Annotated in this window: 18 protein-coding genes; 15 read left to right on the forward strand and 3 right to left on the reverse strand. The window is 61.5% G+C overall.

Annotation, left to right across the window (positions count from 1 at the left end; genetic code table 11):
• The first annotated feature begins 139 nt into the window (after positions 1–139).
• The 6 genes from C5F71_RS25710 (at position 140) to C5F71_RS25735 (ending at position 6,310) form a co-directional block, all read left to right on the forward strand.
• Positions 140–715 (forward strand): TetR/AcrR family transcriptional regulator, encoded by a 576-nt coding sequence (locus C5F71_RS25710; protein ID WP_104912663.1) that lies wholly within the window; start codon positions 140–142, stop codon positions 713–715.
• An 873-nt stretch (positions 716–1,588) separates the two neighbouring features.
• Positions 1,589–2,536: an AraC family transcriptional regulator gene (locus tag C5F71_RS25715; RefSeq protein WP_104912294.1), complete on the forward strand. Its 948-nt coding sequence runs from the start codon at positions 1,589–1,591 to the stop codon at positions 2,534–2,536.
• Positions 2,537–2,643: 107 nt separating this feature from the next.
• Positions 2,644–4,020 (forward strand): Rieske 2Fe-2S domain-containing protein, encoded by a 1,377-nt coding sequence (locus C5F71_RS25720; protein WP_104912295.1) that lies wholly within the window; start codon positions 2,644–2,646, stop codon positions 4,018–4,020.
• Positions 4,017–4,505 carry a benzoate 1,2-dioxygenase small subunit gene (benB, locus tag C5F71_RS25725; protein WP_070994934.1) on the forward strand — a complete coding sequence of 163 codons (489 nt, stop codon included), beginning with the start codon at positions 4,017–4,019 and terminating at the stop codon, positions 4,503–4,505. The genes C5F71_RS25720 and benB overlap by 4 nt, the downstream gene beginning before the upstream one ends.
• A 10-nt stretch (positions 4,506–4,515) precedes the next feature.
• Positions 4,516–5,538, forward strand: a complete 1,023-nt coding sequence (gene benC, locus C5F71_RS25730) for a benzoate 1,2-dioxygenase electron transfer component BenC (RefSeq protein ID WP_104912296.1) — start codon at positions 4,516–4,518, stop codon at positions 5,536–5,538.
• A 10-nt stretch (positions 5,539–5,548) separates the two neighbouring features.
• Entirely contained in the window at positions 5,549–6,310 is a 762-nt protein-coding gene (locus C5F71_RS25735) for a 1,6-dihydroxycyclohexa-2,4-diene-1-carboxylate dehydrogenase (protein WP_104912297.1), read from the forward strand.
• 87 nt (positions 6,311–6,397) lie between these two features.
• Here the strand turns inward: C5F71_RS25735 and C5F71_RS25740 are convergent, their stop codons facing one another.
• Positions 6,398–11,278 carry an RHS repeat domain-containing protein gene (locus tag C5F71_RS25740; RefSeq protein WP_158682892.1) on the reverse strand — a complete coding sequence of 1,627 codons (4,881 nt, stop codon included), beginning with the start codon at positions 11,276–11,278 and terminating at the stop codon, positions 6,398–6,400.
• Positions 11,279–11,508: 230 nt separating this feature from the next.
• Positions 11,509–12,387: a LysR family transcriptional regulator gene (locus tag C5F71_RS25745; RefSeq protein ID WP_029290644.1), complete on the reverse strand. Its 879-nt coding sequence runs from the start codon at positions 12,385–12,387 to the stop codon at positions 11,509–11,511.
• Between the two features lie 131 nt (positions 12,388–12,518).
• On the opposite strand from C5F71_RS25745, the gene C5F71_RS25750 reads away from it, so the two are divergent.
• The 9 genes from C5F71_RS25750 to C5F71_RS25790 all read left to right on the forward strand — a co-directional run bounded on the left by C5F71_RS25750 (position 12,519) and on the right by C5F71_RS25790 (position 24,279).
• Positions 12,519–13,385: a hydrolase gene (locus C5F71_RS25750; protein ID WP_070994931.1), complete on the forward strand. Its 867-nt coding sequence runs from the start codon at positions 12,519–12,521 to the stop codon at positions 13,383–13,385.
• Positions 13,386–13,510: 125 nt separating this feature from the next.
• Positions 13,511–15,079: an ABC transporter substrate-binding protein gene (locus C5F71_RS25755; RefSeq protein WP_104912299.1), complete on the forward strand. Its 1,569-nt coding sequence runs from the start codon at positions 13,511–13,513 to the stop codon at positions 15,077–15,079.
• Between the two features lie 11 nt (positions 15,080–15,090).
• Positions 15,091–16,032 (forward strand): ABC transporter permease, encoded by a 942-nt coding sequence (locus C5F71_RS25760; RefSeq protein ID WP_070994929.1) that lies wholly within the window; start codon positions 15,091–15,093, stop codon positions 16,030–16,032.
• On the forward strand, positions 16,029–16,898 hold the full coding sequence (locus C5F71_RS25765; protein ID WP_104912300.1) for an ABC transporter permease: 870 nt from the start codon (positions 16,029–16,031) through the stop codon (positions 16,896–16,898). Before C5F71_RS25760 ends, C5F71_RS25765 begins: the two co-directional genes overlap by 4 nt.
• A 2-nt stretch (positions 16,899–16,900) precedes the next feature.
• On the forward strand, positions 16,901–18,532 hold the full coding sequence (locus tag C5F71_RS25770; RefSeq protein ID WP_104912301.1) for an ABC transporter ATP-binding protein: 1,632 nt from the start codon (positions 16,901–16,903) through the stop codon (positions 18,530–18,532).
• A 129-nt stretch (positions 18,533–18,661) separates the two neighbouring features.
• Positions 18,662–19,942 carry an OprD family porin gene (locus tag C5F71_RS25775; RefSeq protein WP_104912302.1) on the forward strand — a complete coding sequence of 427 codons (1,281 nt, stop codon included), beginning with the start codon at positions 18,662–18,664 and terminating at the stop codon, positions 19,940–19,942.
• A 64-nt stretch (positions 19,943–20,006) separates the two neighbouring features.
• On the forward strand, positions 20,007–21,524 hold the full coding sequence (locus tag C5F71_RS25780; protein ID WP_104912303.1) for a serine hydrolase: 1,518 nt from the start codon (positions 20,007–20,009) through the stop codon (positions 21,522–21,524).
• Positions 21,521–22,846: an aminotransferase class III-fold pyridoxal phosphate-dependent enzyme gene (locus tag C5F71_RS25785; RefSeq protein WP_104912304.1), complete on the forward strand. Its 1,326-nt coding sequence runs from the start codon at positions 21,521–21,523 to the stop codon at positions 22,844–22,846. The genes C5F71_RS25780 and C5F71_RS25785 overlap by 4 nt, the downstream gene beginning before the upstream one ends.
• A 14-nt stretch (positions 22,847–22,860) precedes the next feature.
• A complete protein-coding gene (locus tag C5F71_RS25790; protein ID WP_104912305.1) occupies positions 22,861–24,279 on the forward strand; it encodes an aldehyde dehydrogenase family protein in 1,419 nt (472 codons plus the stop codon).
• A gap of 22 nt (positions 24,280–24,301) precedes the next feature.
• On the opposite strand, the gene C5F71_RS25795 is transcribed toward C5F71_RS25790, so the two are convergent.
• A complete protein-coding gene (locus C5F71_RS25795) occupies positions 24,302–24,877 on the reverse strand; it encodes a TetR/AcrR family transcriptional regulator (protein ID WP_070994942.1) in 576 nt (191 codons plus the stop codon).
• Between the last annotated feature and the right edge of the window lie 11 nt (positions 24,878–24,888).

A 24,888-nucleotide genomic window follows, 5' to 3' on the forward strand; every position in this document is an offset into this window, starting at 1 on the left:
GCAGCGATAAACCTGATTCGGTGGGCATATCGCTGGCATTTAGGATGATGATCGGAATCTAAGCTGTCAACAGTTTTGATTATGATCAGCATCTATGTATGATCGGCTGATGAATTTCAGCGGTGCAGAGGTATCGAATATGCGAGTGTCCAAGGTCCAGGCCCAGGCAAATCGGGAGCACATTGTCGAAACGGCCTCAAAGGTGTTTCGCGAGCGCGGTTTTGATGGTGTCGGCGTGGCCGACCTGATGGCCGCCGCCGGTTTTACCCACGGCGGTTTCTACAAACATTTTGGCTCGAAGGCTGACCTGATGGCGCAAGCGTCGGCCAACAGTCTCGCGCAGTCATTGGCCAGCGCCGAAGCCATGAGCGTGAAGGATTTCATTGACGTGTACGTGTCCAGGGAGCATCGCGACGGACGCTCCACGGGTTGCACCATGGCAGCGTTGTGCGGTGACGCGGCGCGTCAGTCCACCGAGTTGAAATCGGCCTTCGCTGAAGGTATCGAGCACATGTTGCAAACGCTCGGTGAAAAATACCCGATCGGGCCGGATGCGGCGCCGGGGGAGGCGAGGGCGAAGATGATCGACCTGCTGGCGCGCGCGGTCGGTGCGATCATGTTGTCGCGCGCCTGTCCTGACGACTCGGCGTTGGCCGATGAAATTCTGGCGGTATGTCACACGCAAATGAGCGAATCATTACCTATTCAGTCGTAGGCTCATTTCGTCTTTGGCCCATACCTTTCAAAAACAGCTGTTTGGCCAATTGCCCTGAATTAAGGGCCAGTACTGACCTGTGGCGAGCGGGCTTGCCCCGCGCTGGGCGGCGAAGCCGCCCCAATAGCCTCACCACGGTCTGCCAGATATACCGAGGTGGCTGGTTTTGGGGCTGCTACGCAACCCAGCGGGGGACAAGCCCCCTAGCCACAGGGGGGTTAACAGCTGGCTTTTCGTGGCGAGCGGGCTTGCCCCGCGCTGGGCGGCGAAGCCGCCCCAATAGCCTCACCACGGTCTGCCAGATATACCGAGGTGGCTGGTTTTGGGGTTGCTACGCAACCCAGCGGGGGACAAGCCCCCTAGCCACAGGGGGGTGAACAGCTGGCTTTTCGTGGCGAGCGGGCTTGCCCCGCGCTGGGCGGCGAAGCCGCCCCAATAGCCTCACCACGGTCTGCCAGATATACCAAGGTGGCTGGTTTTGGGTCTGCGTTGCAGCCCAGCGGGGGACAAGCCCCCTAGCCACAGGGGGGTTAACAGCTGGCTTTTCGTGGCGAGCGGGCTTGCCCCGCGCTGGGCGGCGAAGCCGCCCCAATAGCCTCACCACGGTCTGCCAGGTATACCGAGGTGGCTGTTTTCGGGGCTGCTACGCAACCCAGCGGGGGACTCCCTCTCCGCAAGTCGGCATCGGCCAACACGTATCAAGACGTGTCGCCATGCAGTCGGTGGCCCGCAGCCTGATGCCCGGGCTAGTGCGCATTATCAAGCCGCAATCAGTCCACCATACCTCCAGGGTATCCCTTTAGACCTTATCCATATTGGACGCTCGCCACGCCACGCCTCAGCCTGAGGCCAATAACTATAAAGAGGCGCACCATGACCGTGCTATTGAGTGAGCGCAGCCAGATTTTCCAGGGTGCCGATGCCTATGCCGTGTCGGATTACGTCAATCAGCATGTGGGCAGCCACTGTATCCGCCTGCCGCCCAAGGGCCGGCCCATGGCGAGTATCAGCCACCGGACTTTTTCCAGCCTGGACTTGTGCCGTATCAGCTACGGCGCGCCGGTGCAGGTCACGTCGGTGGCGCTGGAAACCATTTACCATCTGCAGATCCTGCTGACAGGCCACTGCCGCTCCAATTCCCGGGGTGAGGAGCTTATCTTCGGGCCGGGCGAGATCTTGCTGATCAATCCCGATGACCCGGTGGACCTGACCTATTCCGCCGATTGCGAGAAATTCATCATCAAGTTGCCGGTGCGCCTGCTGGAAAACGCTTGCCTGGCGCAGCACTGGACACTGCCCCAGGCGGGTATCCGGTTTGCCGCGGCGCGCCATGCGTTGAGTGAAATGGACGGCTTCCTACAGTTGCTCGGGTTGATCTGTCACGAGGCGGAAAACGCCGCCGAGCCGCAAGTACAAGGCCTGTACGAGCGGATCGTGGCCAATAAGCTGTTGGCGCTGTTGGCCAGTAACGTGTTGCGGGTGGTGCCCCAGGCGGGTCAAGGCGGCGGCTTCGAGGCGGTGCGCGAGTTTATCGAGGAGCACTTGAGCGAAGACATCAGCATCGAGCAACTGATGGCCGTGGCCAAGGTCAGCGAGCGTTCGCTGTATAGCCTGTTCGAGCGTCAGGTCGGCCTGTCGCCCCGTGACTATGTGCGTCGGCGCAAGTTGGAACGGGTGCATGCGCGCCTGCAACTGACCAGCGCGCGTAGCGTGACCGAGGTGGCGCTGGACCATGGCTTTGTGCACTTGGGGCGTTTTTCCGAGGCCTATCGCAAACGCTTTGGCGAGCTGCCTTCGCAGACCTGGAAGCGCTATCGCTGAGCCGCTTGCGCCAGCCGGATACAGATTTGCAGGAAGTGGATATTGGGGCAGGGGACGAACACGTACGGTGAGGGCGCCTGATACAAGAACAACGGAGGGCCTGCCCCATGACCAGTACACTCGACCGCCTCGCCGTACAACTGCGCGAGTCCGTCCAGGAAGACCCCGCGACCGGGGTGTTTCGCTGCCGCCGCGACATTTTTACCGACCCCGACCTGTTTGCCCTCGAGATCAAGCACATCTTCGAAGGCGGTTGGATCTACCTGGCCCATGAAAGCCAAGTGGCCGAGATCAACGACTACTACACCACCTGGATCGGCCGCCAACCGGTGGTCATCACCCGCGACAAGCAGGGCACCCTGCATGGCCTGGTCAACGCCTGTGCCCACCGTGGCGCCATGCTGTGCCGGCGCAAACAGGGGAACAAAGGCTCATTCACCTGCCCATTCCACGGCTGGACGTTCAGCAACGCCGGCAAGCTGCTCAAGGTCAAGGACGGGAAGACCGGCGCCTACCCGGACAGCTTCGACTGCGAGGGTTCCCACGACCTCAAGCGCCTGGCGCGCTTTGAAAACTACCGCGGCTTTTTGTTCGGCAGCCTCAGCGAGGCGGTGCCGGAACTGAGCGAGTACCTGGGCGAAACCCGAGTCATCATCGACCAGATGGTCGACCAGGCGCCCCTGGGCCTGGAGGTGCTGCGCGGCAGTTCGTCCTATGTCTACGACGGCAACTGGAAGCTGCAGATCGAGAACGGCGCCGATGGCTACCACGTCAGCTCCGTGCACTGGAACTACTCGGCAACCATGGGCCGGCGCAATTACGAGGCCGAAGGCACGCGCACCGTCGATGCCAATGGCTGGTCGAAAAGCCTGGGCGGGGTCTACGCCTTCGATCATGGGCATATCCTGCTGTGGACGCGCCTGCTCAACCCCGAGGTGCGGCCGGTACATGCCCACCGCGCGGCATTGGCCGAGCGCCTGGGCCAGGAACGCGCCGACTTTATCGTCGACCAGACCCGCAACCTGTGCCTCTACCCCAATGTGTACCTGATGGACCAGTTCTCCACGCAGATCCGCGTGGTGCGGCCGCTGGCGGTGGACAAAACCGAGGTGACGATCTATTGCATGGCGCCGATTGGCGAAAGCCCCCAGGAGCGGGCGACGCGGATCCGTCAGTACGAAGACTTCTTCAACGTCAGCGGCATGGGCACTCCAGATGACCTGGAAGAGTTCCGTGCCTGCCAGACCGGCTACCAGGGCGCGAGCACCTTGTGGAATGACCTGAGCCGGGGTGCCAAGCAGTGGGTCGAGGGGGCGGACGACAACGCCAGGGCCATGGGCATGCAGCCGCAACTGAGCGGGGTGAAGACCGAAGACGAAGGCTTGTTCGTACGCCAGCATGCGCATTGGGCCCAGAGCCTGCAGCGCGCGATCGAGCGTGAACAGCAAGGCCTGATCGCCAGCGACCGGGAGGTGCAGCTATGAGCCTGTCCCGTGAGCGCCTGCTGGACTTTCTCTACCGCGAAGCGCGCCTGCTGGATGACCGCCAATGGGATGAATGGCTGGCGTGTTATTCGCCCAAGGCGCAGTTCTGGATGCCCGCCTGGGATGACTACGACACCCTCACCGAAGACCCGCACAGCGAAATCTCGCTGATCTACTACCCCAGCCGTGACGGCCTGGAAGACCGCATCTTCCGCATCAAGACCGAGCGCTCCAGCGCCAGCACGCCCGAGCCACGCACCGTGCACATGCTGTGCAACCTCGAAGTGCTGGCCGACGATGGTGCCCAGGTCGAGCTGCGCTTCAATTGGCACACCCTCAGCCACCGCTACAAGACCACCGACAGCTACTTCGGCACCTCGTTCTATGCCTTGGATATACGCGGCGAGCAGCCGCTGATCACGCGCAAGAAGGTGGTGCTGAAAAACGATTACATCCACCAGGTCATCGACATCTACCACATCTGAGGACACCGCCATGACGTATGCCATTGCCCTGAACTTCGAAGATGGGGTGACCCGCTTCATCGACTGCAAGGTGGGAGAGAAGGTGCTCGACGCCGCCTTTCGCCAACGCATCAACCTGCCCATGGATTGCTCGGATGGCGTCTGCGGCACCTGCAAATGCCGCTGTGAAACCGGCACCTATGACTTGGGCGACGACTATATCGAAGATGCCCTGAGCGCGGACGAAGCCCAGGAGCGCCAGGTACTGACCTGCCAGATGGTGCCGCAGTCCGATTGCGTGATTGCCGTGCCCGTGCCGTCCAGTGCATGCAAGACCGGCACTACGCAGTTCGTCGCGACGCTGGCCGGCATCACCCGCCACGCCGATGCCGCACTGCAGGTGAGTTTCGAACTGGATCAGGTTCCGGTGTTTCTCCCAGGCCAGTACGTGAATATCGGCGTGCCCGACAGCGGGCAGACGCGCGCTTATTCATTCAGCAGCCGCCCTGGCGACACCCACGCCAGTTTCCTGATCAAGCATGTACCGGGCGGGTTGATGAGCGGCTGGCTGGAGCGTGCCCAGCCGGGCGATAGCGTAGCGATGACCGGGCCGTTGGGCAGTTTTTACCTGCGTGAGGTGCAGCGGCCGCTGCTGCTATTGGCCGGCGGCACCGGCCTGGCGCCGTTTCTGTCGATGCTTGAAGTGCTGGCCCTGCGTGGGGAAACCCGGCCGATTACGCTGATCTACGGCGTGACCCGGGATCAGGACCTGGTGCTGGTCGAGGCCCTGGAGGCCTTCGCCGGGCGGTTGCCCAACCTGACGCTTGTCACCTGCGTGGCCGACCCGCAGACCGCGCACCCGCGCCAGGGCTATGTCACCCAGCATATGGCCAGCGACGTTCTCAATGGCGGCGATGTGGACGTTTACCTGTGCGGGCCGCCGCCGATGGTTGATGCGGTGCGCCAGTACTTCAAGCAGATGGGTGTGACCCCGGCCAGTTTTCATTACGAGAAATTTACCCCCAACGTTGTCGCCAGCTCTGATGCGGCCTGAGGAAATCAGCATGACTCCACGTTTTGACTCCAAGGTTGCGCTGGTCACTGGCGCCGCCCAGGGCATCGGCCGGCGCGTTGCCGAACGGTTGCTTGGGGAGGGCGCCTGGGTGGTCGCCGTCGATCGCTCGGAACTGGTGCACGAGTTGCAACACGCCCGGGTGCTGGCCCTGACCGCCGACCTTGAGCAGCATGCCGAGTGTGCCGAGGTAATGGCCGCCGCCAAGGTACGGTTTGGGCGCATCGACATTCTGATCAACAACGTCGGCGGGACCATCTGGGCCAAGCCCTTTGAGTACTACGAGGTGGCGCAAATCGAAGCCGAAGTGCGCCGCTCGCTGTTCCCCACCCTGTGGTGCTGCCATTGCGTGCTGCCCTACATGCTGGAGCAGGGCAGCGGCGCCATCGTCAATGTGTCTTCGGTCGCCACGCGCGGGATCAATCGCGTGCCTTATGGCGCGGCCAAGGGCGGGGTGAATGCCCTGACTGCCTGCCTGGCCCTGGAAACCGCTGGCAGTGGCATCCGCGTCAACGCCACCGCGCCCGGTGGCACCGAGGCACCGCCGCGGCGCATCCCGCGCAATAACCAGCCGCAGAGCGAGCAGGAGCGCGTGTGGTACCAGCAGGTCGTCGACCAGACCCTGGATAGCAGCCTGATGAAGCGCTACGCCAACATCGACGAACAAGTGGGCGCAATCCTGTTCCTGGCCTCTGACGAAGCCTCCTATATCACCGGCGTGACCTTGCCGGTAGGCGGTGGCGACCTCGGCTGATTCGCGTTTTACCTGCAGACATTGACGCACAACACCAAGCGGGCAGGGCGTCAGGCCCTGCTCGCTTGAGTGCATCTGGGGCCTGCGTCAGCGGCCCCTGATCGTCAGCCATAACCCGCCCCAACTGCCGAAGGGCAGCCAGGTGATATCACCGACGAATGTGTCGGCCAGTTGAGCGGGTTCTGACTCCAGGAGCCCCAGATTTCCCAGGACGCCGGAGGTTACGAACGAGAGCGTATTCGCATCACCGAGGTCGAACAGTCCAGAAAGCCCCTTTTGTGACGTCAGTGAGCTTTCAATGTAGTAAGCACTCGTGGCGACGGCGGGCTTGGGCAGTACTTTTACCCAAAAGCGTTCAAGTCCCCGGCCCAGGCTGGACTGCTTCAGCGGGCTGATCACCGCCCTGGATGCCTTGCTGATCAGATCCCTGGCGACTGCCGGTAACGACCGTCCCAGGTACCCGGTCAACTGCGCTGCTTTGCCCGCCAGTGTTCCCAGGCCGCCTAACGCTCCGGTGCCCAGTGACACCCAGGCCAGGATGCTTGACGCGTCGGGGTCATTGTCTGCTACCAGTACGGAGGTGACGCCGGTGGCCAGCGAGGTCGCGGCGAGCCCGACAAGGGCCGCTGTCAGCAACAGCGAGGTACCGCCTGTCATCACTGCGGTCATCACGCCGATCCCTCCCCATAGCAACGTGTTAATCAACGCTCCTTCTCCTCCCTTGAATCCCAACGGCTCTGGCAGCGTGTCCCCCCAGATCTCCCGTAGCCGCTTGTCCACGGAAAAGTGCCCAGTGGGGTCCTGATAATTCACGGGATCGCCTTCGGCACAGTAGGCATAGAGATTAGGCCCACCTTTGCCGAACGGGCTCAGTTCATCGGGGGCGTTAAAGCGCATGCTGGCGGCGTCATACCAGCGCACGCCCATCCCCAGGGGGTACTGGACGTCACGGTATTCACCGTTGAAGCCCAGCAGCGAGTCGGGCTCATCGCAAAAGTGTTCGCCATAGGCGGTGTAGGCGTGGTGCTTGAGGGTTTGTGCCTGCACGTCGTAGCTGGCCAATACGCTGCCACTCCTGTCCCGCAGCTCGAACAGTGTGCGCTCGACGCCTGAGCGCTTGACCCGTTGCGCGGTACAGGCGGTGCTGCCAGGGTTGAGGTTGCGGCTGTTGACGTTGGTCCCAGGCGAATAGTCGCCGCAGGCCTTGAGTCCGTCGTAGAGCACCTGTTGTGGGCCTGTGCCCTCATCACGGGTCATCAGGCGGCTGGCCGGATCGTAACGATAATGTGTGCTCCCGGCCCGGATCAGCCGGCCCAGCCAGTCATAGCTGTAGGTCTTGCCCGACTGGTCCTGGGTTAGCCGCCCGGCGGCGTCATAACTCAACGTGGCAGACGCGGTGTAATCCCCATGGCTGTTCATGACTTTGACCAGACGGTAGCCATTAAGCGCGTCGTAGGTGTAGGTGGCGGTGTTTTTCGCGGTGCCGAAGGTGGTCACGCAGGTGAGGACGTCACCCAGTGCATTGTAAGTAAATTCCTGCTTGTCGATGGCTTTGTGCGTGGGCGTCTTGGGCCGCCAGACGCCGGTGGTGGTACAGGAGTTGAGGCGGCCTGCGGGGGTATAGGTCAGGCTGCGCGAGCCCAACACAGTGGCGCCCTGTTTCAACTGCACCGACTTGAGCTTGTCGTCGGCGTAGTAGGTATTTTCCAGCAGCAGGTCGACTTGGCCGCTGAGGGTGAAGTGGCGGCGGGTTTCGCGCTGTTGGGAGTCGTGGGTGTACTTCACAAGAAAGGTGACGGGTGACGCGGGCGCGAGGTTATAGGGCCCAGCAATGATTTCTTCGTTAAACCGCCCCTGGTCATCGTAGGAATGACTGGTGGTGAAGTGAAAGTTGTTGGCCGCGTAACGTTGCCCGGTCGAGCTATACGAGAAGAGGGTCTGGTTGCCCAGCGCATCGGTGCTATCGAGCAGCCGCGAGCCCAGCGAGTGGGTGTAGAGCAGATCCTTGCTCTGACCGGGCGCGGTTTGCACATGCTGTCGGCTGACCCGCAGATAGAGGTCATGGTCGTATTGCAGTAAGCGGTCACCCTCGCTGGCCGTCGCAACATCTTGCGTGCCAAAGGCATAGGCAAAAGACGTGTGTGCACTGGCGTCTGCGGTGCTGGTCTTGGCCAGGCGATTGCCCAACTCCTTGATGTAGTCATGCTTCAGGGCCTGGCCATTGGCGGTCAGCGTCGTTGCCGGCACATGGCTGGTACCGTCGTAGGTATAGGTTTCGGTGCTACTGCCTCGGGTCAGCGAAGTGACTCGCCCCCAGCTGTCAACGCTGCGCTTGCCCAGGATCTGTCGAGTGCCGCCCGTCTCGATCTCGATCTGCGTCGCGTCCAGCAACAGCCAATGCACTGGGTAGGTGTAGTGATAGGTGTAGACAAAGGGAAGGTCGAGCAGGCCCCGGCCTTTTTCGCTGTGTCTTTCACTCAGCAGGCGGCCGGCGCTATCGAAGGTGTAGTCGAGGGTGGTGAAACCGAACTCGTTGTCGATTTTCAGTTGCTTGACGCGCTTGGACGGGGTGTAGTCAAACGTCTGGGTCTGGTAGACCTGGCCGGCCTGGTCTTTCCATTCAATCTTTTTGATAGTCTCGTCCACGTTGTAGGACGTTACGATTGCATGCTTGTCAGTGGCCGTGCCGGTCCATTGGGCGCGAGTCAGGGCGATGGGGTCGTACAGGTTGAAGGTCTGCCGGCCATCGCTGTAACGCTGGCTGCTGACCTCGTTCCAGTCGTCATAGTGCGCTTGCTGCCAGTGCACCAGTTGGTTCCCGGCAGCGTCGTAATCGAACTCGGACCGGCGCAGTTCACGGCCCAGGCTGTCATAGGTGACGGCCTTGGTCTGCTTGCTCTGGTTACCCTGCAGCAGGTGCTCGCTGACCAATTGGTCCTGGCCGTCGTATTGGCTCAAGCGCGTCTGGCCGTTGGGGGCGGTGATCTTTATCTGGCCGGGGGCGGGATACGCATAGGTTGTGACCTGACGATAGGTGGTGCTTTGGGCGCAGACGGTCAGGGTGATCAGTTGGCCGAAGTTGTTGTAGGCATACTCAGTCCGGTTGCCGTCGGCATCGACCTGGCGCACCAGGCGCCCACTGAGGGTGCTCTGGGTTTGCGACGAGGTACGGGTTTTGCCGGTTTCATCGGTGTCGGTGATGGTGGTGGTCAACTCGGTATTACCGGCCCCGCCCAGTACGTAGCCAAGGGTACGCGCGGGGTCGGAAGCAATCGGTCGCCGGTCACGTGTCCCCAGCGTGCTGCGGGTCAGTGTCTTCACGCGGCCCTTGCGAAAGTCGTCGCCTTCGAAGTACTCGATACGCTGGCCGATCAGCGCGGCGCCAGAACGGGCTGCAAAGGTGAGGCTTCCTTGTAAAGTGCTGCTGATTTTCGACTCGCGCAAGCCTGGTATTTCTTTGTAGGCGTGATACTTGAAACTTGAGACGTTCAGAAGCTCAGGCAGTAAGCCGGGCAACAGTTCTGGAATGAGTGCCAGCAGGCCTGGGTTCTCGACGATTTCGGTGTCCAGATAAGTTGAAGTAAACAACTCATTAGGGATTAACCGAATAGGGGTCCATGAGGTGTCGACTGCTTGGTTGGTCTGCTGGGTTGACGCTGATCGGATCAAATTCAGCAAGCTGTGCAATGTAGTTTCGCTGTCTGAGGGTGTGTGACTCGAGCCCCCTGGAATCGCCACTGGGGCAGGAATGTAATCCAGTGCCGTGGTGATTCTTTCTTGCCGGTTTTTGACCAGCATGGAGTGAGCATTGAAGCGGTTTTCATTTTTTTCCTCTCTGCTTGTACCCGCCTTTGTATAGGTGGTGGAAATCGTGCGGCTAAGCAATTCTTCCTGCACCTGCATCGTGTATCTTTTTTCGGTTTTAGCCGTCCCCTGAACCAGGACTTGCGATGTGACGTCGTGTTTTGCGTTGTAGTTATAAGTCGTGGTCCGAATCGCCGGATCGCCCTCACGCACGATGGTGCGGTAGTTGTCTTCATCCTGGCGCTCATAGACATACCGGGTAATGACCGGCGTCCCGCCACCATTGGGGGTGCGGGTATGGGTGCTGACACAGGGCAACGCCGACAACTTGGGGTTGTCCGGAAAGGTCAGGCCGTTGTCCTCGTATTGCACCTGCTCCTGGAGCCCCTCGAAGTGGGTGATTTTGGTCAACAGCCAGCCACAGGTGGGGTGATCGTCGTACTCGAAACTGCTTTTGATAGTCGCACCCAGGCTGACGGATTTGAGTGCGTAATTTTCGATGGCCAGGGCGTAGTCCAGGGTTTCACTTGCGTCATCGGGCCAGAACGTCAGGTTGGCTGCGCTGATGACCGTCGCGGCATTGGGGTCGCCGGGGGTGTATTGCACCTTGAGCAGGCTGCGGGTGGCGTCGCGGATTTCGCTCAACTGGATCTGGTAATAGGTCTTGCCGTCAATGACATGGGGGGTATGCATCCAGCTCAGGGTCAGGCTGTTGTAACCATCGGTGGTCAGTGATTCGGGCACATAAATCCCTGTGTTCCCCACCGCCACCAACACTTCCTTGCGGCCACCTCTGCGCTGGACCGTCAACTTGCCTGCACTCCATTGCGCAATAATCGCGGACTGCTTGAGATCTTTATCTTTTTCCATTGCCAACACTTCACCGGAATGCAGCGTGAGCTTCTTGTGGTGCTCGCTGAAAGTGGTCATGCAATAGAACCAGCCGTCCCCCAGCGCGGCCTCGTTATTGACCACCGGCGTATTGTGCAGGCTCATTTCAATGACCGGTCCATTGCCGGCGTTGCCAATCACCGAGGGCAAGGGCACATAGACTTCAAATAGACCGGTGCGTGGGTCGACGACATTGCGCTTTTGGGTCGTCGCATTGAAGATCGGATCGTTTTCGTCGTCGGTTGGGTCGGTGCCCATAGGGTTATGCGCCATCATCCTCTCCTTGTGTGGGGTAGCCCTGTTTTTACCCAGAAACTACGGGCTCGGCGGCGAGGATGTAACTGTCATATTTCACAGTCGTTTATATCGTCTGGTAATAAAAACGGGCGTTTTTAAAGCTGGATTTTGGAGAGGGGGCTGGTCTGAGCACTGTATTGCCCGGTGGGGCTAGGCAGAGGATCGCAATGTTCCAGGGTGATCCTCAGACCACCGCCCGGTCACGGTCACTTCGCCACCGCCGACATCAGCAACTTGCGAATCTCCCCGGTAATCGCGCTTTTGGTGCCTTGCTCCAAAATTCCCACCCGGCGTACCGCCAGGTCCCCTGGCAGCGGTAATACGCGCAGGCTGGGGTCTTTGTGCCAGTCAAAGTTCTTCAGCAGCGGCACGATCGCCACGCCAACTTGCTGGCGCACCAGGTCGGCGATGCCGATGATCGAGTTCAGTTCGAGGATTTCCAGCGGTTCGACCGATTCGCTCTTGATGATCGACTGCACCTTGCGGCCTACCGCGGTGGAGCGGTCATAGCGAATGAACGGCTGGGTCCTGAGCAATTCCACAGCGTCGTCGATGCCGGCGGTCTGGGCGGTGTTGGCGAGCATGACGATGGGCTCGTTGTAGAGCAGGGTCCAGCTCAATCCATCGAAGTTCTGCCGCGCCGTCTCGATCAGCAATGCCGCGTCGAGCTTGGCGGCGTGGACCAGGTTGACCACTTCGTCGGAGCGGGCGGTCATCAGGTTGACCGATATGCGCGGGTGCAGCTTTTTCAGTTGCACCAGGCAATTGGCGAGCAGGCCCATGCCGGAGGTAATGCCGCCGATGGACACTTCACCCTCCATGGCCATGCCATCGGGCGCCTCGGCAATCATTTGCTCGTAGTCCGCCAACAGGCGCTTGGCCTTGGGCAGCAACAACACGCCATCGCGGCTCAGCTTGATCTGCCGCTGGCTACGGTCGAACAGCGGTCGGCGCATCTCTTCTTCGAGGGCGCGCATTTGCTGGCCGACGGCGGCGTTGGTGAGGGCCACACGGTCGGCGGCGGCGGCAAAGCTGCCGTACTCGGCAACGGCGATAAACGTCTTGAAGAAACGAATGTTGCTCATGGGTAGGCCCGCGCTCATGGGTACGCCGGCATCGTAAAGCTTTTGTTTACTCTGGTTAAAGTTAAATTAGTTTTTCTTTTTATAGTGCTCGACCAATACTCAAGTCCGAACTGACTCGGCGAACTTTCCAAATGAGCAATCCAGATATCAGCCCTGAAGACGCAGCATTACGTGCGGCAAAAAACGTGTATCACCTCGGCGCCACCACCGTGTACTCCCACTATGAGGACAGCCGGTTTGCCTACACCCTTTATGTGCCTGAAAGCATCGAGGACCGCACCCGGCCGGTAGACCTGGTGGTTTCGCTGCACGGCTCGACCCGCGCGATGGAGATTTACCGCAATGGTTTCGCGGAATTTGGCCGCTGGAACGATTGTGTGATCCTGTCGCCGCTGTTCCCGGTCGGCGTGTTGGGCGACGGCAATGGTGATGGCTACAAGCAGATGGTCGAAGGCGATATCCGTTACGACCAAGTGCTACTCGACATGATTGCCAGCGTTGGCAAGCGCTACGGTCGCAGCTTCGATACCTTTGCACTGTTCGGCTATTCCGGTGGTGGGCAATTCACCCATCGCTTCTGCTACCTGCACCCCGAAAAACTCTGGGCGGCGTCCATCGGCGCACCGGGTTCGGTGACCCTGCTCGATGCCGATCAGGACTGGTGGGTCGGCGTGCGGGACTTTGCCACGCGCTTTGGCAAACCACTGAACCTGCCAGCCCTGCAGCGGTTGCCCGTGCATATGGTGGTGGGTGATTCAGACCTCGAAACCTGGGAAATTACCCACCGTGAAGGCGGCAAACACTTCATGGCCGGTGCCAACGCTGCCGGGCGTACGCGACCCGAGCGTCTGGCTACCTTGAAGGCCAGCTTCGAGGCCGCCGGTGTGCAGGTGCACTTTGACCTGCTGCCCAACGTCGCCCACCAGGGCATCAAGGCCATGCCGGCCGCCCAGGACTTTTTCGCCAAGGTGTTGCGCCACAAGCGCAGCCTGGGCTGATACACCGCAAGTGATGCACTCAGAACAGACCGCATAACAATAACCAAGGATTCACTCATTCTGATGCCGGTCCTGCCTTGGCTCCCGCCACTGACCGGAAAATTCCTTCAAGGAGTCTTTCTCCCGTGAATAGTTACGTAAAGACGGCATTGGCCGTCGTAATGTCGGCGTGCACCGTCTCCATGGCCGTTGCCCAGGACAAGGTCATCAGCGTTGGGATCAACGGTGATATCCGCAGCACCGACCCTGGCGTCAACCGCGACGACAACACCGACGCGGTGATGATGCATCTCGTCGAAGGGTTGGTGGCGTACCGTGAAGACACCAGCATCGCCCCGATGCTAGCCAGCGCGGTTGACGTGTCGGCGGATGGCCTGCGCTACACCTTTACCCTGCGTGACGGCGTGCACTTTCACAACGGCCAGCTATTGACGGCCAAGGACGTGCAATGGACCTGGCAGCGCTACCTGGCCCCCAAGACCCAGTGGCGTTGCCTGGCGGAGTTCGATGGGCGCGGTGCGGCGAAGATCGTTGATATCGCCAGCCCCGACCCGAAAACCGTGGTGTTCACCCTGGATCAAGCCAATGGCTTGTTCCTGGCCGCCATGGCCCGCCCGGATTGCGCGGGCAGCGGCATCCTGCACCCAGACTCCCTGGCCGCCGATGGCAGTTGGCGCGCACCGATTGGCACTGGCCCGTTCACCCTGGGCAAATGGCAGAAGGGCCAGTACGTCGAACTGGATCGCTTCAAGCAATACACCCCACGCGCCGAAGACAAGGCGGACGGTTACACCGGCAACAAGCAGGCGTTTGTCGACACCGTGCGGTTTGAGGTGATCCCCGATTCGGCCTCGGCCAAGGCGGCGCTGCTGTCGGGTGGCGTGGACCTGCTGCCGGACGTGACCGCAATGGATGCCGCACAACTCAAGCAGGTCAAGAACCTGCAGATCCAAGTCAGCCCGATCATGACCATCAGCGGGCTGTTGTTCCAGACCCGCGACCCGCTGCTCAAGGACGTGCGCATCCGTCGCGCGGTGGCGTTGTCCCTGGATTACGCGCAGATGGTGGCGGCGTTGTCCGATGGTTTGTCGGTGGTCAACAACTCAATCATTCCCACGGCGAGCCCGTACTACGACAGCACCGCGCACCAAGGCTATACCTATAACCTCGACGAGGCCCGGCGCCTGTTGAAGGAAGCCGGCTACCGCGGTGAAAAAATCCGCATGCTGGTCAACAAGCGCTACCCGCAGATGTTCGACATGGGCTTGCTCAGCCAGGCCATGACCCAGGCGGCAGGGCTGAACATCGAGATGGAAACCCTGGAGTGGGGCACACAGTTGGAGCGTTACCAGACCGGTAGCTACCAGATGATGTCGTTCTCCTACTCGGGACGTTTCGATGCGGCGCAAAGCTACGAATCGGTGATCGGCGACAAGGCCAAGGAACCGCGTAAGGTCTGGGACAACCCCCAAGCCCTGGCCATCTTGCGTGAGGCCCAGCGTGAAGTTGACCCCGCCAAGCGCCAGCCACTGTTCGACCAGCTGCACACGCTGATGCTCAAGGATGTACCCATGGTGGTTATCTATAACGGCACGGCCATCGGCGCCATGGGCAAGCGCGTCGAGGGGTATCGTTCCTGGCCTGTTGCCAAGCCGCGCCTGTGGGGCGTGAAGCTGCTCGACACTTCCAAGTAAGGCGTAGCGCTATGTTTCGATTCATATTGCACAGGCTCGGCATGGCGGTGCCGACCCTGTTGCTGATCTCGGTGATTGTGTTTGCCTTGATCCGCCTGATCCCCGGCGACCCGGCACTCTTGATGCTCGGCGACATGGCCGACCCGCAAAGCCTGGCCGATATGCGCAGCAGCCTGGGGCTTGACCACTCAGTGGTGACCCAGTACCTGATCTGGATCAAGTCGGTGCTCAGTGGCGACCTCGGCGTGTCCATCAGCAGCCGCCAGCCGGTGTTGGAGTTGCTGCTCGAGCGCTTCAGCGTCAGTGCAACCGTGGTGCTGGTGGCGGTATTGCTGGCGACCCTGCTTGCAGTGCCAGTGGGTTTGCTCGCAGCCTGGAAGCAAAACAGCGCGATGGACCTGGGCCTGGTGGCGACGGCAACGTTGTTGCTGTCGGTGCCCAGCTTCTGGTTGGGTTTGTTGCTGCTGTATGTCTTCGGCATTCAATTGGGCTGGTTGCCGGTGATCGGTTACGTGGGCTTTGCCACCGACCCGATGAAAGCGCTGACCTATGTGGTGCTGCCGATCATCACCCTGACGCTGGTGGAGTTCGGGGCCATTGCCCGGATGGCACGGGCCAGCACCATTGAGGTGCTACGCCTGGAGTACATCGCCCATGCCCGGGCCAAAGGGTTGTCGGAAGGCGCGGTGCTGTGCAGGCACGCCTTGCGCAACGCGTTTGCACCGACCTGGACCCTGATTGGCCTGATCCTTGGCAACTTGCTGGGCGGCATTGCGGTGCTGGAAACAGTGTTCACCCTGCCAGGTATCGGCCGGTTGATGGTCGATGCGATCTTCTCCCGCGACTACCCGGTGTTGCAGGGTTGCCTGCTGCTGGTCACCTGTATCTATGTGTTGGTCAACCTGTTGGTGGATCTGCTGTATCCGCTGTTCGATCCAAGGGTGAAGCTATGAACCTCAAGACTCCTGCCTTGCCCACCGTGGCGGCGGTCCCGCCCCGGCGGCGCTGGCGTTACCCGCCGCTGAACGCCCTGATCGGCGGCAGCCTGCTCGCGGCACTGGTGTTGCTGGCATTGCTCGGCGTGGTGTGGACACCTTACGACCCGCTCAAATTGGACCTGCTCTCACGCCTGCACGCACCGAACGCCGTGCATTGGCTGGGTACCGACGAATTTGGCCGCGATGTGTTCAGCCGGCTGATCATTGGTGCGCGTACCAGCCTGTGGATCAGCCTGCTCTCGGTCAGCGTAGCGGTGATCTGCGGCACGCTGATCGGCATGCTCGCCGGTTACCTGCGCGGCTGGACCGACCGGGTGCTGATGATGCTCAACGATGCGTTGCTGGCATTCCCCGGCATCCTTATGGCCCTGGGCATCATGGCAATTGTCGGCGCCAGCCAGTACGGCATCGTGCTCGCCCTGGGTATCGCCTACACCCCTTCGGTGGTGCGGGTGGTACGCGGCAGCGTGCTGTCGCTGCGTGAGTTGGAGTTCATCGAGGCCTCGCGGGTGATCGGCAACTCCGAGCTGTACACCATGTTCCGTCACATCACCCCCAACTGCCTGGCGCCGCTGTGTGTCTTGGCCACCAGCATGTTTGGCTGGGCGTTGCTCTCGGAGAGTGCGCTGAGTTTCCTCGGTCTTGGGGTTCCACCGCCGGCCGCGACCTGGGGCAGCATGCTCTCGGCCAGCCGCACGTACATCTCGACGGCGCCGTGGCTGGGGATCTTCCCGGGCATCTTTATCAGCCTGACGTTGCTGGCTATCAATCTGTTCGGCGATGCCTTGCGTGATCGTCTCGACCCGCGCATGAGGAAATGAGCATGAGCGCTCCAGTGCCTTTACTGGCCGTTGAAAATCTACAGATTCGCGTCGGCGTGGACGGTCCGCTGGCCGTCGATGACTTCAGCTTCACCATGGCCCCCGGCGAAATCGTCGCACTGGTGGGCGAGTCGGGCAGCGGCAAGACCATGGCCGCGCGCGCTGCCATTGGTTTGCTGCCAGCACCGATGCAGGTGTGCGGTGGGCGCATCATCTTCCAGGGCCAAGCCCTGGACAGCAGCAATGCCAAGGCCATGCGTGAAGTGCGTGGCGCACGGATCGGCATGGTGTTCCAGGAGCCGATGGTCTCGCTCAACCCCGCGCTGACTATCGGCCGGCAGATGAGCGAGGCACTCAAACTGCATACCACGCTGGATGCGGCGACAATCCGTGAGCGCTGCATCGCCATGCTGCAACGCATCGGCATCAAGGACGCCGAAAAGTGCCTGGCGTCCTACCCGCACCAATTCTCCGGCGGCATGCGCCAACGCATCATGCTGGCCTCGGTGATGCTGCTGCGCCCGGCGCTGCTGATTGCCGACGAACCCACCACGGCCCTGGACTGCCTGGCGCAACTGGACGTGATCGAGTTGATGCTGGAACTGACCCGCGAGCAGGGCACCGCGATTCTGTTTATCAGCCACGACCTGTCTTTGGTCGCGCGTTATGCCCACAAAGTCGTGGTGATGCGCTCGGGCAAGGCGGTAGAGCAGGGCCGTATCGAAGATATCCTCTTTGCCCCCAAGGCCGAATACACCCGGCAATTGCTCGAAGCGCTGCCACGGCGCGGGGAACTGGTGCCCGTGCCGGCGGTCGACAGCGCGTTGTTGCAGGTCCGGGATGTGTGTATCGAACACCCGGGGCCGCGCAGCTTCTGGGGGCGCAGCGTGCCCAAGCGCGTGGTGCACTCGGTGAACCTGAGTATTGCTCCGGGCGAGACCCTGGCCCTGGTCGGTGGCAGCGGTTCGGGCAAGACCACCCTCGGGCGTGCGGTCGTCGGCTTGGTCAACCCCTGTGCCGGGGCGATCCTGTTCCAGGGCGTGGATATCCTCAAGGCCGCCAACCGGGCACATCGCTTGCAATGCCAGATGATCTTCCAGGACCCGTATTCGTCCCTCGACCCGCGCATGACTGTGGGCCAGATCCTCGCCGAACCGCTGCGTCATGAACCCGCCCTGACGGCCGCGCAAAAGCGCCAGCGGGTCACCGACACCCTGGTCGACGTGGGCTTGCCCGAACAGTTTCGCGAGCGTTTTGCCCACCAACTTTCCGGTGGTCAGCGCCAGCGCGTGGCGATTGGCCGGGCGTTGGTGCGCCGGCCCAAGCTGGTGATTGCCGACGAGCCGATTTCGGCACTGGACATGACCATCCAGAAGCAGATCCTCGAACTGTTCGAGCGCTTGCAACGCCAATACGGCTTTGCCTGCCTGTTCATTTCCCACGATCTCTCGGCGGTGGAACGCATCGCCCACCGTGTGGCGGTGATGAACCAGGGCGAGGTGGTCGAAATGGGCCCGCGTGACACGATTTTCGACGCCCCACAACACCCTTACACCCGTCGGCTACTCGCCGCGGCCAGCCCCTTGGAGAAACGTGCGGACGGCAGTTACCGCCTCCGTGCCAGCGTGATTTAGGTACTGCTGCACCCCAGGCCACGGCATTAAACCCAACCCTTCGCAAATCGACGATTTGCGAAGCGGGCGAAGCCATGGCCGAAGAAAACAAAAACAACCCCACTCAACCTGTCTGCCAGGAACCTACACATGAATAACCGCATCAACAAAGTTGTCGCCAGTGCCAGCGTCATGGGCGCCGGTTTCATGCCCTTGTTTGCCCATGCCGACGTCGTCGCCGACAGCAAAGCGGCGCTGGAGTTGAAGAACTACTACTTCAACCGCGACTACCGCGAGTCCAGCGGGCAGAACAAGCGTGCCGAATGGGCGCAGGGTTTTATCCTCAAGATCGAGTCGGGCTTTACCGACGGTACCGTGGGCTTTGGCCTGGACGCGGTGGGTATGTTGGGCATCAAGCTCGATTCGAGCCCGGACAACTCCGGCACCGGGCTGCTGGCACGCTCCAGCATGGCCGAGCCAGGCTCCCCCAGCTACGCCCGCCGCGCCCATGACAACTACTCAAAACTGGGCCTCACCGGCAAGGCGCGCCTGGCCAAAAGCGAGTTGCGCGTGGGTTACATGGTGCCTGACCTGCCGACGCTGCAACCGAACCTGAGCCGCCTGTTCCCGCAGAGTTTCAGCGGTACCGCAGTGACCTCCAAGGACATCGACAAGCTGACACTGAGCGCGGGCCAACTGGACCAGGTCAAGCAGCGCGACTCAACCCACTACGAGGATATGGGGCTTACCAGCCAGTACGGCGCCTACAAAAGCAGCGCCAAGAGCGATGAGTTCCGCTACGCCGGCGGCGAGTTCGCACTCACGCCGACGACTTTTGTGACCTATCAGTTCGCGCAACTGGAAAGCCTGTACCAACAGCATTACCTGGGCTTGAAAAACAGCTTCAAGTGGGGCCCGGGCACGTTCAAGACCGATATCCGCTACTTCAGCGCCAGTGAAGACGCTGCAGGCCTGGCCGGCAAGGTGGACAACCGGGCGTTGAGCACGCGCATCGGCTATGGCCTCTACGGCCACAACCTCAGCGGCGGTTACCAGGAACAGTACGGCTCGACACCGTTCACCTATGTGGACGGCACCAACACCTACCTGTTCACCGAGTATCAACTGGCCAACTTCTCCCAGACCGGCGAGCGCGTGTGGCATGCCCGCTATGACTATGACTTCGCCTCGCTGGGCATTCCGGGCCTGCTGTTCTCGACGCGTTATGCCAAGGGCGACAACGCCAAGGTCATCGGCTTCAACGGCGAAGGGCGCGAGTGGGAGAGGGACTTGAGCCTCGGCTATGTGGTGCAGAGCGGCACGTTCAAGGATGTCTCGCTGCGTTGGCAGAACGCCAGCGCGACGAGCAACTTCGCCCGTGACACCAACGAAAACAGAGTGATCCTGGGCTACACCGTGGCGCTCTGGTAGCGGTAATGGCGTGCAGCAGCAGCCTGTTGCACGCCCAAGCAGTGGAAATGAGGGGATAGATCAGATGACGAGTTTGCCGTTGCGGCGGGCACTGCCCAGTCAACAACGCGTATCGGCGCGTGGCGTAAGTGATTTCATCGAAGCGGTGAACGCTGCGGACCTGGAGTTGCACAGCTTCATGCTGTACCGCGATGGCGCGGTGGTAGCTGAAGCGTTTTGGGCGCCTTATTGCGCCGAACGCCTGCATGTCCAGCATTCGGCGACCAAAAGCTGGGTGTCCATGGCCGTCGGGCTGTTGGTGGATGACGGCGTGCTGTCGCTGGACGCCAAGGTGGTGGATTTTTTTGCCACCGATTGCCCGGCATCCATCAGCGCCAACCTGGCGGCCATGACCGTGCGGGATTTGCTGACCATGCGCACCGGCCATCGCCAGGGCATTTCTGGTGGCGCCTGGCGCGGGCGCAGTGACAGTTGGGTACGGTTGTTCCTCAATGAGCCGGTCGAAGACCCGCCAGGGCACCGGTTTATCTATAGCAGTGCGTCGAGCTTCATGCTCTCGGCGATTGTCAGCGTAGTCAGCGGCCAGACGGCGTTCGAGCTGTGCGACGCACGTATCTTCCAACCCATGGGCATGGGCCCCATCGAGTGGGACCTGGCTCCTGGCGGTTTCAACACCGGTGGCAATGGCCTCAGTTGCCGCACCGAAGACTTGCTCAAATTCGGCGTGTTGCACTTGCAACAGGGCAATTGGCAGGGGCAGCAATTGCTATCGCGCGAATGGGTAGCCGAAGCGACCCGTGGGCACGTCGATGATGTATGGATGGGCGCCTTCGATGGCAAGCGCTACCTGAGCCGCGACGAGTCGAGCGACGCGGCTGTCACGCGCCGCGAAGGCTACGGCTACCAGTGGTGGATGACCCAGCACGGTGGGTATTACGCCTCCGGCGTGTTTGGCCAGCAGTGCATTGTGTTACCGCGCCATAACGCGGTGATTGCGTTTACCGCAGGCCTTGCCCTGGGCGAGCGGCGCTTGCACAGCCTGCTCTGGGAGCATCTTTTGCCGGCGCTGGACGTACCCAGCGGAGGCTCGGCGGATGCCGCGCTGGCGGCGCTGCTGGCCCATCAACAACGGCCAGTCATGTCTGGCGCCGCCAGCTCGCCGCGTCAGGCTGAATTCAATGGCACGTTTGCCATGCAGGCCAACGAAGACCAAGTCAGCGAAGTGCGGCTGGATTTCGGGCCTGAGCATTGTGACTTTTACCTCACCGACCCCCGTGGCACCCATTGCATCCGGGCCGGGCTGAGCGCCGGCATCGAAACCCAGACCAGCATGACCGGCCACTATCTGCATCACCAATACCAGCCGGCACTCACCCCGGTGGTGGCGCAGGCGCGCTGGACCGAAGACGGGGTGTTGAGCATGACCTGGCAGTTTGTCGAGACGGCGTTTTGTGATCGGGTCACCTGCCGTATCGAACACGGCACCTTGTACCTGGACCGCAGTGTCAACGTAAACGCAGGCCCGTTGCAGCGCCCGACGCTGACCGGCCATCCAACCCTCGCTTTGCAGGAGTCGCCATGAACGATCTTTCCAACCCTTCAGTTTCCGCGCGCGGCGCGTTCTGGGCGCCATTTACCCCGATGCGCCAGTTCCAGCAACAACCGATGATGTTCGCCAGCGCCGACGGTATGTACTACACCACCACCGATGGGCGCCGCGTACTCGACGCAATGGCGGGGCTGTGGTGCGTGAATGCCGGGCATGGCCAGCCGAAAATCGTCGAAGCCATTCGCGAAGCGGCGGGGCGCCTGGACTTTGTCTCGTCGTTCAAGATGAGCCACCCCCAGGCCCTGGAAATGGCCGAGCGCCTGATCGACATCAGCCCCGCCGGTATGGAGCAGGTGTTCTTCACCAACTCCGGCTCTGAAGCGGTGGATACCGCGCTGAAGATCGCGCGGGCGTATCACCAGGCGCGCGGTGATTGCCGTCGGACCAAATTTATCGGGCGTGCCAAGGGCTACCATGGCATGGGCTTCGGTGGGCTGTCGGTATCCGGTATCGGCCGCCAGAAACGTGACTTTGGCCCGCTGCTGGGGGAGGTCTCGCACCTGCCATTGCCCTATGACGCAAGCATGCGTTTCAGCGCCGGGCAGCCGCAGCAGGGCGCCAGTTACGCTGATGCGCTGACACAACTGCTGGATATCCAGGACCCGAGCACCGTGGCCGCGGTGATTGTCGAGCCGGTGACCGGCTCCGGCGGGGTATATCCGCCGCCCCAAGGCTATTTGCAACGCTTGCGCGAGATTTGCACACGGCATGGCGTGCTGTTGATTTTCGACGAGGTAATCACCGGTTTTGGCCGCGTCGGCGCGCCCTTTGCCGCGCAAGCCTTTGGCGTGCTGCCGGACCTGATCACCACCGCCAAGGGCCTGACCAACGGCGCCGTGCCCATGGGCGGCGTGCTGGTCAGCGGCGCGGTGTATGAAGCGTTCATGGCCGGCCCACAGAATGTCATCGAATTGATGCACGGCTACACCTATTCAGCGCACCCATTGGCGTGCGCGGCCGGGTTGGCGACCCTGGAGGTGCATCGTGAATTGGGCATCAACCAGCACGTCAACGCGGTGAGTGTGCTGTGGCAGTCGACCGCACTCGCGCTGCAAGGTGTCGGCGCGGTGCTGGACGTACGCGCGATCGGTCTGCTTTGCGCGGTGGAACTCGAGCCACGCCCAGGTTTCCCCGGCGCCCGTGGCAGTGAGGTTGCGCAGTGGTGCTTCGACAACGGCGTGCTGGTGCGCGGCTCGGGTGACACCATTGTGATTTCGCCGCCGCTGGTCATCAGCCCGCAGGAGATCGCCCAGGTGTTCGACACCCTGGCGAGTGCCCTGAAACACGTCGCCTGAGGGGAGCCCAAGGTATGTCGGATCTGTTTGAGTTCTACATTGACGGTGCCTGGGTCAAGCCCCACGGCACGGCCGTTGAAACCGTGGTCAACCCGTCCACCGAGCAGGCGGTTGCGCGCATCATCCTTGGCGACAGCCACGATGTGGACCGCGCAGTCGGCGCGGCCAGGCAAGCGTTTGCGGGGTTCGCCGCCAGTTCGCTGGAGGCGCGTATCGAGCTGCTGCAACGCATAATCCAGGCCTACCAGCGCCACAGCGAAGCGCTGATCGAAGCGGTTTACCTGGAAATGGGCGCGCCGCTGTCCCTGGCCCGCAGCGCCCATGTGCCGGCAGGCCTGGGCCATCTGGTGCAGGCGTTGAATGTGTTACGCGAGTACCGCTTCGAGCGCCGGGCGGGTAATACATTGGTGGTACGCGAGCCGATTGGCGTGTGCGCCCTGATCACGCCCTGGAACTGGCCGCTTAATCAACTCACCTGCAAACTCGCCCCCGCGCTGGCCGTGGGTTGCACCGTGGTGCTCAAACCCAGTGAGCGGGCGCCGTTGTCAGCCCGGATCATTGCCCAGGTGCTGCATGAGGCCGAGGTACCGGCGGGGGTGTTCAACCTGGTCAACGGCGACGGCCCAGGGGTGGGTGCCGCGTTGGCGCGCCATGCCGAGGTGGACATGGTGTCTTTTACCGGCTCCACCCGTGCCGGCGTTGCAGTGGCCAAGGCGGCGGCGGATACGGTCAAGCGTGTGTCCCAGGAACTGGGCGGCAAATCCGCGAATATCCTGCTCGACGATGCCGACCTGCCCAGCGCGGTGCGCCATGGGGTGTTGGGCTGTATGCGCAACAGCGGCCAATCGTGCAATGCCCCGACGCGGCTGTTGGTGCCGCGTGCGCAGCAACAGGCGGTGATTGAGATCGCCCGGCAGGTACTTGCGCAGGTGTGCTACGACGACAGCAACCCCATCACCGCCATCGGTCCTCTAGCCAACGCCATGCAGTGGGAGCGGGTACAAGACATGATCGCCCAGGCCATCGCCGAAGGTTCGCGGTTGATCGCCGGTGGGCTGGGGCGGCCAGCAGGCGTTGAGCGTGGTTACTATGGGCGACCGACGCTATTTGCCGACGTCACACCGGATATGCTGGTGGCACGCGAAGAAATCTTTGGCCCGGTCTTGGCGATCATCCCGTATGACAGCGAAGCCGAGGCAATCGCCATCGCGAACGACAGCCCCTACGGCTTGTCCGGTTACGTCACCTCGGCCGACCTTGGACGCAGCCGCCAGGTCGCCCGGCAACTGCGCACCGGCATGGTCCACCTCAACGGCGCCCGCGCCGACCAGGCCGCGCCGTTTGGCGGCTACAAACAGTCGGGCAACGGCCGCGAATGGGGGGAGTCCGGGTTTGACGAGTATCTGGAGAGCAAGTCGCTGTTTGGCTACTGATTTCACCGCTGGCGAGGGGCGCTCAAGGAAGAGCGTTTATTGCTCGTACTACCGCATCGGCGATGGTCTTTGTAATAACGCGACGCTGAGCGTTGTCAATCATGGGGCTTAACCATGCAGGCAGGCTGTTGAGCATCGGCAAAATGGCTACGAGCGCTCCCTCGCGCAACGGCCCGCCAGGCTGATGGCCTAGCTGGCCGACCAATTTCATGAATTCTGCCTCATAGGCCAGCCTCAACCGCTCGACGCTTGCCTGCATCGGGGCGCCCAGACAATGGGCATCCCTGACTGCCAACGTGAAGTGCCCGGTCATGTGTTCATGCAGTTGAAGATGACCTTCGATCAGCTTCGTCAGACGTTGTGCGGGCGTCAATCTTCGCGTTTTGACCAGCTCGACAAGGGACAGCAACGCCTGGTACAGCTCCATCAGCCATTCAAACAGCATTGCCTCCTTGCTCTCTACATGGTGATAAATCGCTCCCGGGCTGATGCCGACATGCGACGCCAGTTCACGCATGCTGACCTGACTGAAACTACGCTCCTTGAACAACTCCAGGGCTCTGCGCTGAAACTCCGATCGGCTCAGCACAGGCACCATCCGCCCATGGG

This window comes from Pseudomonas sp. LG1D9, from assembly GCF_002949995.1.
Lineage (GTDB): Bacteria > Pseudomonadota > Gammaproteobacteria > Pseudomonadales > Pseudomonadaceae > Aquipseudomonas > Aquipseudomonas proteolytica.